This window comes from Streptomyces sp. NPDC090119 (assembly GCF_044747085.1).
Taxonomy (GTDB): domain Bacteria; phylum Actinomycetota; class Actinomycetes; order Streptomycetales; family Streptomycetaceae; genus Streptomyces.
On sequence record NZ_JBIVDK010000007.1, the window covers coordinates 415,737 to 427,901 of the forward strand.

The following is a 12,165-nucleotide window of genomic DNA, read 5'->3' on the forward strand; positions in this document are numbered from 1 at the left end:
GCCCTAGTCCTCCGCGCGGGCGGTGGCGAGGAGTTCCTCGGCGTGGGCGCGGGCCGCCTCGGAGTCCTCCTGGCCCGCCAGCATCCGGGACAGCTCGCGGACGCGGTCCTCGCCCTCCAGGACCTTCACCCCGGACCGGGTGACCGAGCCGTCGTTGGTCTTCTCCACCAGCAGCTGCCGGTCGGCGAACGCGGCGACCTGCGGCAGGTGGGTGACCACGACGACCTGGGCGGTGCGGGCGAGCTTCGCCAGCCGCCGCCCGATCTCCACGGCCGCCTTGCCGCCGACCCCGGCGTCGACCTCGTCGAAGAGGTACGTCGGCACCGGGTCGGTGCCCGCGAAGACGACCTCCACGGCGAGCATCACGCGGGACAGCTCACCGCCGGAGGCGCCCTTGGCGATGGGCCGGGGCGGGGCGCCGGGGTGCGGGGCGAGCAGTAGCTCGACCTCGTCCACGCCGGTGGGTCCGTAGGCGACCGTGCGGCCGCCCGCCTCGATGCCGTCGGGGTCCTCGGTCTGCCGGATGTCGAAGGAGACCCGGGCGTGCGGCATCGCCAGCGAGGCGAGTTCGGCGGTGACGGCGGCGGCGAACCGCTCCGCGGCCTCCGTCCGGGCCTTGGTCAACGCCTCGGCGAGCGTGGCCAGTTCGACGCCCAGGGCGTCGCGCTCGGCGGTGAGTTCACCGATCCGCTCGTCGTCGCCGTCCAGCTCGGTCAGCCGCGCGGCACCCTGCTCGCCCCAGGCGAGCACGGCGTCGATGTCCTCGCCGTACTTGCGGGTCAGCGCGGTCAGCGCGGCCCGGCGTTCCTCCACGGCGGCCAGCCGCAGCGGGTCGGCGTCCAGGTCGTCGGCGTATCCCGCCAGCTCACCGGCGACGTCGGCGAGGAGGACGCCGATCTCCCCGATCCGGTCGGTGAGCGCGGCCAGCGCCGGGTCGTGCGCGCGGACCGCCTCCAGTGCCCGGTGGGCGCCCGCGACCAGGGTGGAGGCGTCGATGCCCTCCGGGTCCTCGGGATTGCCCGCGAGGGCGGCGTGCGCGGCGGCGGCCGCGGCAGCCAGCGCCTCGGCGTGTCCGAGCCGGTCCGCCTCCTCGGCGAGTTCGGTGTCCTCCCCGGCGCGCGGCTCGACGGCGGCGATCTCGTCCAGGCCGTAGCGCAGCAGGTCGGCTTCCTGGGCGCGCTCGCGGGCGCGGGTGACGATCTCGTCCAGCTCGACGGCGACGGCCCGCAGCCGCCGGTACGCCTCGGTGTACGCGGCCAGCGGCCCGGAGACGGCGTCGCCCGCGTACCGGTCCAGGGCCTGCCGCTGCCGGGACAGCTTCAGCAGGCCCTGCTGGTCGGTCTGGCCGTGCACGGCCACCAGTTCGTCGGCCAGCTCGGCGAGCAGCCCCACGGGCACGCTGCGCCCGCCGAGGTGCGCGCGGGAGCGGCCCTCGGCGGAGACGGTACGGCTGATCAGCAGGGCCCCGTCGTCCAGCTCGGCCCCGGCCTCCTCGGCGCGTACGACGGCGGAGGCGCCGGCGGCCAGGGCGATCCGCCCCTCCACCACCGCCTTGCCCGCACCGATCCGTACGAGCGCCGGGTCGGCGCGCCCGCCGAGCAGCAGGCCCAGGCTGGTGACCACCATGGTCTTGCCCGCGCCGGTCTCACCGGTGACCGCGGTGAACCCCGGCGACAGCTCGACCACGGCGTCGTCGATGACCCCGAGCGACCGTATCCGCATCTCCTCCAACACGGAACAGACCTTACGAGGTCCGGGGCGCGCGGCGCACATGGGCCGCCCCTGTCACTCCGAGGAGTGGTCCCGGGCGCCGCGCCAGCCGGTGGTCGGCAGGGCGAACTTCGCCACCAGCCGGTCGGTGAAGGAGGCGTGGTGCAGCCGGGCGAGCCGGACCGGTACCGCGCCGCGCCGGACCTCGACCCGCGCGCCGGGCGGCAGCTCGATGGTCCGGCGGCCGTCGCACCACAGCACGCCCGGCGGGACGTGCGGGAGCACCTCGACGGCGAGGACCGAGTCGGGGGAGGTGACCAGCGGCTTGGCGAACAGGGCGTGCGCGCTGATCGGCACCATGAGCAGCGCCTCCACCTCGGGCCACACCACCGGTCCCCCGGCGGAGAACGCGTAGGCGGTGGAGCCGGTGGGCGTGGACAGCACGATGCCGTCGCAGCCGAAGGCGGTGACCGGGCGGCCGTCGATCTCCAGCACCACTTCGAGCATCTTCTCGGCGGACACCTTCTGCACGGCCGCCTCGTTCAGCGCCCAGTCGGTGTGCACGATGTCGCCGTTGCGGTGCACGACCACGTCGATGGTCATGCGCTCCTCGACCTCGTAGGAGCGGGCCACCACCCGGTCCACCACCCGGTCCAGGTCGTCCCGCTCGGCCTCGGCGAGGAAGCCGACGCTGCCGAGGTTGACGCCGAGCATCGGCACCCCGGAGGCGCGGGCGAACTCGGCGCCGCGCAGCAGGGTGCCGTCACCGCCGAGGACGATGAGCAGTTCGCAGCCGTCGAGTGACTGCGGTGTCGCCTCCTTGACGAGTTCGACCCCTCCCGGCCCTCCCGGTTCCCCCGGCAGCGGCAGGTCGCGCGCCTCCTCCTCCAGCACCCGCACCCCGATGCCGGACTGCAGCAGTCCCTTGACCACGAGTTCCGCGCTGCGGATCGCCGCGGGACGCCCGGTGTGGGCGAGCAGGAAAACAGTACGCGCTCGGTTCTTCGTCAACTCGGCCCCTCCGCCACTGCACGATCGACCTCGGCCGGGTTCAGCTCGGGCGCTCCGGCACGCAGCCAGAGAAAGTACTCGACGTTGCCGGACGGGCCCGGCAGCGGGCTCGCGGTGACTCCTCGCACCCCGAGACCCAGCTCCCACGCCTTGTCGGCCACCCCGCGCACGGCGTCCGCCCGCAGCTGCGGACTCCGTACGACACCCCCGCTGCCCAGCCGTTCCTTACCCACCTCGAACTGCGGTTTGACCATCATCACCAGATCGGCGTCCGGCGTCACGCACGACTTGAGGGCGGGCAGCACCAGACCCAGCGGGATGAAGGACAGATCCCCCACCACCAGGTCCACCGGCTTCCCGTCGATCCCCTCGAGCGTCAACTCGCGTACGTTCGTACGGTCCTTGACGGTGACCCGTTCATCGTTCCGCAGGGACCAGGCGAGTTGTCCGTATCCGACGTCCACGGCGACGACATGGGCGGCGCCCGCGCGCAGCAGGACGTCGGTGAAGCCGCCGGTGGAGGCGCCCGCGTCCAGGGCGCGGCGCCCCTCGACCAGCAGGCCCTGGGGGACGAAGGCGGCGAAGGCACCGGCGAGCTTGTGGCCGCCGCGGGAGACGTAGTCGGGCTCGGTGTCGTCCTTCAGGACCACGATCGCGGCGGCGGTCTCCACCTGGGTGGCCGGCTTGGTCGCCACGGTCTTGCCGACGGTGACCCGTCCGGCGGCGATCAGCTGGCTGGCGTGCTCGCGCGAGCGGGCCAGCTTGCGGCGGACCAGTTCCGCGTCGAGACGGCGGCGTGCGACTCCTGCCACGTTCGGTTCAGCTCCTGCTCAGTGCTTCGTTGCTCTTGGTGCTTCAGTGCTTGGTGTCCGGGCGGGCGTCGAGCGCGTCCAGCGCGTCACGCAGCCCCCGGTGTACATCCTCGTACACGCCGAGGTGTCCGTCGGTGGGGAGGTGGTCGGCGTCGGTCAGCCGGGCCAGGCGGGCGTCGACCCCGGCGTCCCCGGTGGGGGTGCGGGGGACGGCCAGGGGCGCCGGGGCGGCGGGGCTGACGGCCTCGGCCTGGGACGCGGACTCGGGCGCGGACTCGCTCATGCCCAGACGCTACCGCGAACGGCTGGGGTACCGTCGTGCGCGATGGCGACTATCGAGGAGTGCCGTACGGCACTGGAGAAGCTTTCGGACAGCATGAGCGCCGCCGAGGGCGACGCCGGCGCGGCCGCCGCGCTGGACCGCTCGGTGAGCTGCCATGTCACCGACCTGGACGTCACCTTCGCCGGCCGCATGAGAGACGGCCGGATCGAGGTGGCCGAGACCCTGCCGGGCCCGCCGAGGGAGCGGGCCCAGATCCGGCTGGCGCTGGCCGGGGACGACCTGGTGGCCCTGGTGGACGGCGGGCTGAACTTCGCGTCCGCCTGGGGTTCGGGCCGGGTCAAGCTGGAGGCGGGTCTGATGGACCTGTTCCGGCTCAGGAAGCTGCTGTGACCCCGTCGGCCCGAGATGCCGTCCGCGCCTTGCGGGCGGCGGGCACGACCAGCGGGGTGCCGGTCTCGGGGTCGTCGATGACCTGGCAGCGCAGCCCGAAGACCCGCTCGACCAGGTCGGCGGTGACGATCTCGTTCGGGGCGCCCTCGGCGACGACCTCGCCGCCGCGCAGCGCGATGAGGTGCGTGGCGTAGCGCGCCGCGTGGTTGAGGTCGTGCAGGACGGCGACCAGGGTGCGCCCCTGTGTCTCGTGCAGTTCGGCGCAGAGGTCGAGGACGTCGATCTGGTGCTGGATGTCGAGGTAGGTGGTCGGCTCGTCCAGGAGCAGCAGCGGGGTCTGCTGGGCGAGGGCCATGGCGATCCAGACGCGCTGGCGCTGGCCGCCGGAGAGTTCGTCCACGTAGCGCTCGGCGAGTTCGGAGACGCCGGTCTGCGCCATGGACTCATGGACGACCCGCTCGTCCTCGGCCGACCACTGGCGCAGCAGCCCCTGGTGCGGGTAGCGGCCCCTGCCGACCAGGTCGGCGACGGTGATGCCGTCGGGCGCGATGGAGGACTGCGGGAGCAGGCCGAGGGTGCGAGCGACCTTCTTGGCGGGCAGCGAGTGGATGGCCTGCCCGTCGAGCAGCACCTGGCCGTCGGTCGGCTTCAGCATCCGGGACAGCGCCCGCAGCAGGGTGGACTTGCCGCACGCGTTGGGGCCGACGATGACGGTGAAGGAGTTGTCGGGTATCTCCACCGACAGCCGTTCGGCGATGACGCGCTGTTCGTAGGCGAGGGTGACGTTCTCGGCGGACAGGCGGTTCACGGTGCTGGTGCTCCTAGGGATGTTCGACTTCGGTCCGCTCGCTTCGGCGCTCATACCCGGCCCGCCCGGCGTTCGCCGACCAGCAGCCAGAGCAGGTAGGCGCCGCCGACGACGCCGGTGACCACGCCGACGGGCAGCTGGTCGGCGCCGAAGAGGCGCTGGCAGATCCAGTCGGCGGTGACCAGCAGGGCGGCGCCCATGCACAGGGACGGCACGAGGTTGGGGCCCGGCGAGCGGGTCAGGCGGCGGGCGAGCTGCGGCGCGGTGAGGGCGACGAAGCCGACGGGGCCCGCGGCGGCGGTGGCGGCGGCGGTGAGCAGCACGGCGCTCACCATCAGCACCAGCCGCACCCGGTGCACCCGTACGCCGAGGGCGTGGGCCACGTCGTCGCCCATCTCCAGCATCCTGAGGCCCCGCCCGTTGGCGAGGACCAGCGGGACGACGACGGCGCACAGGATCAGCAGCGGCCAGACCTGGGTCCAGTCCCGGCCACTGAGCGACCCCGTCATCCACACCACGGCACGCGCGGCGTCGACGATGTCGGCCTTGGTGATCAGGTAGCCGTTGACGGCGGTGAGGACGGCGGAGACGCCGATGCCGACCAGGACGAGCCGGTAGCCGTGCACCCCCTGCTTCCAGGCGAGCAGGTAGATGCCGATGCCGGTGACCAGGCCACCGACCAGCGCGCCCACGGTGACGGCGGTGGCACTGCCGGAGAACAGCACGATCATGACCAGGGCGCCCGCGGTCGAGCCCTGGGAGAGGCCGAGCACGTCGGGGCTGCCGAGCGGGTTGCGGGAGATCGACTGGAACAGCGCCCCGCCGAGCCCCAGCGACGCGCCGACCAGCAGCCCGACCAGCAGCCGGGGCAGCCGCAGCTCGTTGACGATGAAGTCCTGGTACGCGTTGCCGTTCCCGACGAGGGTTCGCAGCACGTCCATGGCGGGGATGTGGGCGTCGCCGGTGCCGATCAGCGCCACACCGGCGGCGAGCACGGCGATCAGCAGGGCGACGACGACGATGAGGGAGCGGGGGTCCAGGCGCAGCGAGAGCCCGCCGGGGGTGCGTACCGCACGGCTCCGGGAGAGTGTCTTCACAGCTGGGCCGTCCTCCGCCGTCGTACGAGAAAGATGAAGACCGGGCCGCCGATGAGCGCGGTGATGATGCCGACCTGGATCTCGGCGGGCCGGGCCACGAGTCGGCCGATGATGTCGGCGCCGAGCAGCAGCACGGGCGACAGCACGGCGGCGTACGGAAGAATCCAGCGCAGGTCGGGCCCGGTGAAGGAGCGCACCACGTGCGGCACCATCAGGCCGACGAACATGATCGGGCCGCAGGCGGCGGTCGCGGCGCCGCACAACACGGTCGCTGCGAGCATGGCCAGCGCACGCGTGCGGTTGAGGTGGGCGCCGAGCGCGCGGGCGGTGTCGTCGCCCATCTCCATGGCGTTCAGCGGCCGGGCCAGGGCGAGCGAGAGGACCATCCCGGCCACCAGGAACGGCAGCACCTGGACGATGGTCCGGTCGTTCGCGGAGTCCAGCGAGCCGACCGTCCAGAAGCGCATCCGGGACAGCGCCTCGTCGTCCATGATCATGACGGCCTGGAGGTACCCGTACAGCGCGGCCCCGATCGCGGTACCGGCCAGCGCGAGCCGTACCGGGGTGGCGCCCCGGCTGCCCCCGAGGAACCACACCAGCGCGCCCACGGCGGCCGCACCGGCGAACGCGAACCAGACGTAACCGCTCAGCGAGGTCACGCCGAAGAAGGTGATGGCGGTGACGACGGCCGCGGAGGCGCCCGCGTTGATGCCGAGCAGACCGGGGTCGGCCAGCGGGTTGCGGGTGAGCGCCTGGAGCACCGAGCCGGACAGCCCGAACGCGGCCCCGGCCAGCAGACCGAGGACGGTCCGGGAGATCCGGTCCCGGACGACGATGTCGGCGTAGGTGCCGCTGTCGTGGAACAGCCCGTGCCAGATCAGGTCCGGCGCCAGCGATTTGGCGCCGACGCCGATACTCGCCACGGCGACGAACGCCAGCAGCACGACGGCCAGGAGCAGCCCGAGGGCACGCACCAGCCGTCGCTTCGGGGGCGCGGGGGCGGTTTCCGCGCGCTGTTCCGGAGGACTCTCGACCAACACGCGGTTAGGTTAGCCTATCCTCGCATTTGATCTCGATCCCGCCCGGCTGGCGGAGCCTCAGAGACCCAGCCTGGCCAGCGCCTTCTCCGCGTCCAGCGTGCAGGAGCCGTCCCCGGCAGCCGCCCAGGCCGCCGCACACAGTGCCCGCAGACCGTCCAGCGGAGACCCCTCCCCCGACAGCTCCAGCTGCCCGGAGCCCGCCGTTGCGGTCCAGCCCCCGCAGCGGAAGCCCTCGCCCTCCTTCGCCACCTCCGGCTGCCCGGTGAGCAGCCCGCGCAGATCGGCGTCCACGAAGGTCGGCCGGTGCTGCGGCGGGGCGGCGAGCAGCTGGGCGCCGTCGGTGACGCCGGTCAGCACCAGCAGCGAGTCGACCTCGCCGTTGTGGGCGCCCTCGATGTCGGTGTCCAGCCGGTCCCCGACCACCAGCGGCCGCTTCGCGCCGGTGCGCAGGATGGTCTCCTTGTGCATCGGGGGCAGCGGCTTGCCCGCCACCTGCGGCTCGGCACCGGTGGCGATCCGGACGACCTCCACGGCCGCGCCGTTGCCCGGTGCGATGCCCCGCCCGCTCGGGATGGTCAGGTCGGTGTTGGACGCGAACCACGGCACCCCGCGCGCCACCGCGTACGACGCCTCCGCGAACCGCCCCCACACGAAGTCCGGCCCGCCATATCCCTGCGCCACGGCCGCCGGGTCGTCGTCGGCCGAATCCACCGGGGTCAGCCCGCGCTCGCGCAGCGCCACCCGCAGCCCCTCGCCGCCGATCACCAGCACCTTCGCCCCGGCCGGGACCTGCTCGCTGATCAGCCGGGCCACCGCCTGCGCGGAGGTGATGACGTCGTCGGCGCCGGTCGGTATGCCCAGCTCGGTGAGATGGTCCGCCACGGTGTCCGGGGTGCGCAGCGCGTTGTTGGTGACATACGCGAGGTGCATGCCCTCGGCGCGGGCGTCGGCCAGCGAGTCCACGGCGTGCGCGATGGCCTCACCGCCCGCGTACACCACCCCGTCCAGGTCGAGCAGCGCCGTGTCGTACGCCTCGTGCAGGGGCCGCTCGCTGCCCTCGGGGCTCGTCCTGACGCTCCGGCTCATCCGTATCGCTCCTCGTTCGACGCTCTTTCCCCCGATCATCCCGCAACGCGCTCGCGCACGTACGATGCCGGGATGAACATCGCAGGTCACTCGGAAGCAACGGCGCCCCGAGGTCTGGAACTCACCCCGTTCCGCGGCCTTCGTTACGACCCCGAACGGGTCGGCAGTCTGGCCTCCGTCACCTCCCCGCCGTACGACGTGGTGGTACGCCCGGACGGCCTGCACCACCTCCAGGACGCCGACCCGTACAACATCGTCCGGCTGATCCTGCCCCAGGCCGACACGCCCGACGTGCGCAACGAACAGGCCGCCGACACCCTGCGCCGCTGGCTCGCCGCCGGCATCCTCGCCCCCGACCCGGTCCCCGCCCTGTACGTGTACGAGCAGCAGGACGTGGAGGGCCTGCTCCAGCGCGGTGTCATCGGTGCCCTGCGCGTCTCGGAGCCGGAGGAGGGCGTCGTCCTCCCGCACGAGGACGTGATGGACCCGGTGGTCGCCGACCGCGCGGGCCTGATGCGCGCCACCCGCGCCAACCTGGAGCCCCTGCTGCTGACCTACCGCGGCGACGGCGCCACCTCCGAGGCGGTCGAGCGCACGGCGAAACTCCCGCCCCTGCTGACGACGACCACCGAGGACGGCGTACGGCACCGCCTCTGGGGCCTCACCGACCCCGCCGAGCTGGCCCTCGTCCGCGAGGACCTCGCCCACCACCAGGCCCTCATCGCCGACGGCCACCACCGCTGGGCCACCTACCGCCTGCTCCGCGCCGAGCAGACCTCCCCCGGCCCGTGGGACCAGGGCCTGGTCCTGCTGGTCGACACCGCCCGCTATCCGCTGCGCGTCCGCGCCATCCACCGCCTGCTGCACGGCCTGCCGGTGGCGGACGCCCTCGCCGCGGTGGGCGACCTGTTCCGGGTACGGCGGCTCGCGGTCCCGCTCGCCGAGGCGCTGGAGGCGCTGGCCGAGGCGGCCGCCGAGGGCAACGCCTTCCTGCTGGCCGGTGACGGCGACTTCCACCTGCTGGACCGGCCCGACCCGGACCTGCTGGCCCGCGCGGTCCCCTCCGGCCACCCGGACGCCTGGCGCACCCTGGACGCGACGGTCCTGCACAGCGTGCTCCTCGACCAGGTGTGGCACATCCCCGAGGACTCCCCCGCGCACATCGCGTACATCCACGACACGGCGGCCACGGTCAGCAAGGCGGAACGCGGCGGCGGCACGGCGGTGCTCCTGCATCCGGTACGCGAGGAGGTCGTGCGCGAGCTGGCCCGCCAGGGCGTGACGATGCCCCGCAAGTCGACGTCCTTCGGGCCGAAGCCCGCGTCGGGGCTGGTGCTGCGGGTGCTGGACATCTGAGGCGGGGGTTCTACGGGCTCCGGGCTCCGGGTTCCGGGCTCCGGGCTCCGGGCTCCGGGCTCCGGGCTCCGGGCTCCGGGCTCCGGGCTCCGGGCTCCGGGCATGAAAAAAGGGCGGGACCGCTGGGGTCCCGCCCTTCTTCAGGTGCTTCCGGCGCGCCGAGGATCAGTCCTCGGTGTGGCGCTCGGTGGTGTCCTTGACCTCGACGACCTTGGGCTCGGCGGCCTTCGGCTCATCGCCCTCCGACTCGTCGGTCTCGTCGGCCGCCTCGACCTCGGGCTCGTCGTCGGTCGTGGTGTTCTCGTCGACCACGACCGTCACCACGGTCTCGGACTCGGCGTCGTCCTCGTCCATCGCGTCGACGAACTCGACACCGTCCAGCTCGGCGAGCCGGTCGGAGGCGTCCGTGCTGCCGTCCCGGTCGGCCTCGACAGCCTTGCCGAACCACTCCCGCGCCTCGGTCTCCCGGCCGGCGGCCAGCAGGGCGTCGGCGTAGGCGTAGCGCAGGCGGGCGGTCCAGGGCTGGATGGAGTTGGAGGCCAGCTCCGGGCTCTGGAGCGTCACGATGGCCGCGTCCAGCTGGTCCATGTCACGCCGGGCACCGGCCGCGACGAGCCGCATCTCGACCTGGCCGGCCTTGTCCAGCTTCTGCACCTCGGGGGCACCGGCCATGTCCAGCGCCTTCTCCGGACGCCCGAGCCCACGCTCGCAGTCGGCCATCACGGGCCACAGCTCGGTGTTACCGGTCATCCGACGCGCGGCACGGAACTCGGCCAGGGCCTCGCTGTACTTCTGGGTGGCGTACGCCGCGAACCCGGCGGCCTCGCGCACGGCGGCCACACGGGACGCCAGACGCAGGGCCACCCGCGAGTAGCCGTAGGCACCCTCGGGGTCCTCGTCGATGAGCCGGGCGACCATCACCAGGTTCCTGGCGACGTCCTCCGCGAGCGTCTTCGGGAGGCTCTGCAGCTCCTGGCGGACGTCCTTGTCGACCTCGTCGCCGGTGACGTCCTCGGGGATCGGCAGCCGCTTGATCGGCTCACGGTCACGGTCCCGCTCGTCACGGCCACGGTATCCACCCCGGTCGCCGCCACGGTCGTCGCGGCCCCGGTACCCACCGCGCTCGCCCGGCCGGGCGCCACGGTCGTCACGGCCCCGGAAACCACCCCGGTCGCCGCCACGGTCATCGCGACCCCGGAAGCCACCACGGTCGCCACCGCGGCTGTCGTCGCGGCGGAAGGCCGGACGGTCGCCGGAGCGCTCGTCCCGACGGAAGGGGGGACGGTCACCACCACGGTCATCGCGACCCCGGAAGCCACCACGGTCGTCGCCACGGCGGTCATCCCGACGGTCGTCACGGCGGTCGTCGCGGCGGAAGGCCGGGCGGTCGCCGGAGCGCTCGTCCCGACGGAAGGCCGGACGGTCCCCGCCACGGCGATCGTCATCACGGCGGAACGACGGGCGGTCGCCGGACCGGTCGTCGCGGCGGAAGCCACCCCGGTCGTCACGACGGTCGTCGCGGCGGAAGTCGCCACGGCTGTCGTCACGACGGAAGGCCGGACGGTCACCGGAGCGGTCGTCGCGACGGAACGAGGGGCGGTCGCCACCACGGCTGTCGTCACGACGGAACGACGGGCGGTCGCCCGAACGCTCGTCGCGGCGGAAGGAGGGACGGTCGCCGGAACGGTCGTCACGGCGGAAGCCGCCACGGTCGCCACCACGGCTGTCGTCACGGCCCCGGAAACCGCCACGGTCGTCGCCTCGGCGGTCGTCACGACGGTCGTCGCGGCGGAAGTCACCACGGCTGTCATCGCGACGGAACGAGGGGCGGTCGCCACCGCGACGGTCGTCGTCGCGACGGAAGGCCGGACGGTCCCCACCACGGTTGTCATCGCGGCGGAAGGAGGGACGGTCACCGGAGCGGTCGTCACGGCGGAACCCACCACGGTCGCCACCACGGTCGTCGCGGCGGAAGTCGCCACGGCTGTCGTCACGACGGAACGCGGGGCGGTCGCCACCACGGCGGTCGTCGTCCCGGCGGAACGACGGACGGTCGCCGGAACGGTCGTCGCGGCGGAACCCACCACGGTCGCCACCGCGATCGTCACGGCGGGCGCCACCACGGTCGTCGTCGCGACGGAACGAGGAGCGGTCACCGGAACGGTCGTCGCGGCGGAAGCCGCCACGGTCGCCGCCACGGTCGTCACGGCGGTCGCCGCCACGGTCGTCACGGCGGAAGGGGGGACGGTCGCCGCCACGGCGGTCGTCACCACGGTCGTTGGACCGACGCGGGCCACCGCGGTAGCCGCCACGGTCACCGCGGTCACCACCGTCCCGTCGCCGCTGATCGCGCTCCGGCCGGTCGTCGGGAGAGTTGGTGGACATCGGGTGACTCCTGTCTTCGGGTACCACAAGCATTGTAAAAACAAAAGGACCCCTGGTCCCAGCTGAACGCTGGGACCAGGGGTCCTCCAAAGATTGTTCGGCGGCGTCCTACTCTCCCACAGGGTCCCCCCTGCAGTACCATCGGCGCTGTGAGGCTTAGCTTCCGGGTTCGATATGTAACCGGGCG

General features: G+C 73.3%; 11 protein-coding genes and 1 rRNA gene. 2 read left to right on the forward strand and 10 right to left on the reverse strand.

Annotated features, from left to right (window positions below):
• Nucleotides 1–3 precede the first annotated feature (3 nt).
• From recN to ACIPPM_RS29105, 4 genes are all read right to left on the reverse strand, one after another.
• Nucleotides 4–1,722 (reverse strand): DNA repair protein RecN, encoded by a 1,719-nt coding sequence (gene recN / locus ACIPPM_RS29090; protein WP_401453142.1) that lies wholly within the window; start codon nucleotides 1,720–1,722, stop codon nucleotides 4–6.
• Between the two features lie 63 nt (nucleotides 1,723–1,785).
• Nucleotides 1,786–2,721, reverse strand: coding sequence for an NAD kinase (locus ACIPPM_RS29095; RefSeq protein ID WP_401453070.1), 936 nt, complete (start codon nucleotides 2,719–2,721; stop codon nucleotides 1,786–1,788).
• On the reverse strand, nucleotides 2,718–3,533 hold the full coding sequence (locus tag ACIPPM_RS29100) for a TlyA family RNA methyltransferase (protein WP_401453072.1): 816 nt from the start codon (nucleotides 3,531–3,533) through the stop codon (nucleotides 2,718–2,720). Before ACIPPM_RS29100 ends, ACIPPM_RS29095 begins: the two co-directional genes overlap by 4 nt.
• Before the next feature lie 43 nt (nucleotides 3,534–3,576).
• Nucleotides 3,577–3,816, reverse strand: coding sequence for a hypothetical protein (locus ACIPPM_RS29105; RefSeq protein ID WP_401453074.1), 240 nt, complete (start codon nucleotides 3,814–3,816; stop codon nucleotides 3,577–3,579).
• A 42-nt stretch (nucleotides 3,817–3,858) separates the two neighbouring features.
• On the opposite strand from ACIPPM_RS29105, the gene ACIPPM_RS29110 reads away from it, so the two are divergent.
• Nucleotides 3,859–4,206 (forward strand): sterol-binding protein, encoded by a 348-nt coding sequence (locus tag ACIPPM_RS29110; protein WP_401453076.1) that lies wholly within the window; start codon nucleotides 3,859–3,861, stop codon nucleotides 4,204–4,206.
• On the opposite strand, the gene ACIPPM_RS29115 is transcribed toward ACIPPM_RS29110, so the two are convergent.
• From ACIPPM_RS29115 to ACIPPM_RS29130, 4 genes are read right to left on the reverse strand one after another with little or no spacing between them, the layout of a single operon-like run.
• Nucleotides 4,190–5,068 (reverse strand): ABC transporter ATP-binding protein, encoded by an 879-nt coding sequence (locus ACIPPM_RS29115; RefSeq protein ID WP_401453078.1) that lies wholly within the window; start codon nucleotides 5,066–5,068, stop codon nucleotides 4,190–4,192. The genes ACIPPM_RS29110 and ACIPPM_RS29115 overlap by 17 nt on opposite strands.
• Nucleotides 5,065–6,111, reverse strand: coding sequence for a FecCD family ABC transporter permease (locus ACIPPM_RS29120; protein ID WP_401453080.1), 1,047 nt, complete (start codon nucleotides 6,109–6,111; stop codon nucleotides 5,065–5,067). The genes ACIPPM_RS29115 and ACIPPM_RS29120 overlap by 4 nt, the downstream gene beginning before the upstream one ends.
• Nucleotides 6,108–7,151, reverse strand: a complete 1,044-nt coding sequence (locus ACIPPM_RS29125) for a FecCD family ABC transporter permease (protein WP_401453082.1) — start codon at nucleotides 7,149–7,151, stop codon at nucleotides 6,108–6,110. Before ACIPPM_RS29125 ends, ACIPPM_RS29120 begins: the two co-directional genes overlap by 4 nt.
• 57 nt (nucleotides 7,152–7,208) lie before the next feature.
• Complete coding sequence (locus ACIPPM_RS29130; protein ID WP_401453084.1) at nucleotides 7,209–8,237, reverse strand: HAD hydrolase-like protein; 1,029 nt, start codon at nucleotides 8,235–8,237, stop codon at nucleotides 7,209–7,211.
• A 72-nt stretch (nucleotides 8,238–8,309) separates the two neighbouring features.
• On the opposite strand from ACIPPM_RS29130, the gene ACIPPM_RS29135 reads away from it, so the two are divergent.
• A complete protein-coding gene (locus tag ACIPPM_RS29135) occupies nucleotides 8,310–9,593 on the forward strand; it encodes a DUF1015 family protein (RefSeq protein ID WP_401453086.1) in 1,284 nt (427 codons plus the stop codon).
• A gap of 165 nt (nucleotides 9,594–9,758) precedes the next feature.
• On the opposite strand, the gene ACIPPM_RS29140 is transcribed toward ACIPPM_RS29135, so the two are convergent.
• Complete coding sequence (locus tag ACIPPM_RS29140; protein WP_401453144.1) at nucleotides 9,759–10,619, reverse strand: hypothetical protein; 861 nt, start codon at nucleotides 10,617–10,619, stop codon at nucleotides 9,759–9,761.
• Nucleotides 10,620–12,073: 1,454 nt separating this feature from the next.
• Nucleotides 12,074–12,165: ribosomal RNA gene (rrf, locus tag ACIPPM_RS29145) — 5S ribosomal RNA — on the reverse strand; the annotation flags it as partial.

What these genes read in the sequence shown, in the direction of transcription:
- ACIPPM_RS29115 (WP_401453078.1), bottom strand. Translation starts at nt 5,068, where the DNA reads ATGAGCGCCGAAGCGAGCGGACCGAAGTCGAACATCCCTAGGAGCACC.
- recN (WP_401453142.1), bottom strand. Translation starts at nt 1,722, where the DNA reads ATGCGGATACGGTCGCTCGGGGTCATCGACGACGCCGTGGTCGAGCTG.
- ACIPPM_RS29110 (WP_401453076.1), top strand. Translation starts at nt 3,859, where the DNA reads ATGGCGACTATCGAGGAGTGCCGTACGGCACTGGAGAAGCTTTCGGAC.
- ACIPPM_RS29105 (WP_401453074.1), bottom strand. Translation starts at nt 3,816, where the DNA reads ATGAGCGAGTCCGCGCCCGAGTCCGCGTCCCAGGCCGAGGCCGTCAGC.
- ACIPPM_RS29135 (WP_401453086.1), top strand. Translation starts at nt 8,310, where the DNA reads ATGAACATCGCAGGTCACTCGGAAGCAACGGCGCCCCGAGGTCTGGAA.
- ACIPPM_RS29130 (WP_401453084.1), bottom strand. Translation starts at nt 8,237, where the DNA reads ATGAGCCGGAGCGTCAGGACGAGCCCCGAGGGCAGCGAGCGGCCCCTG.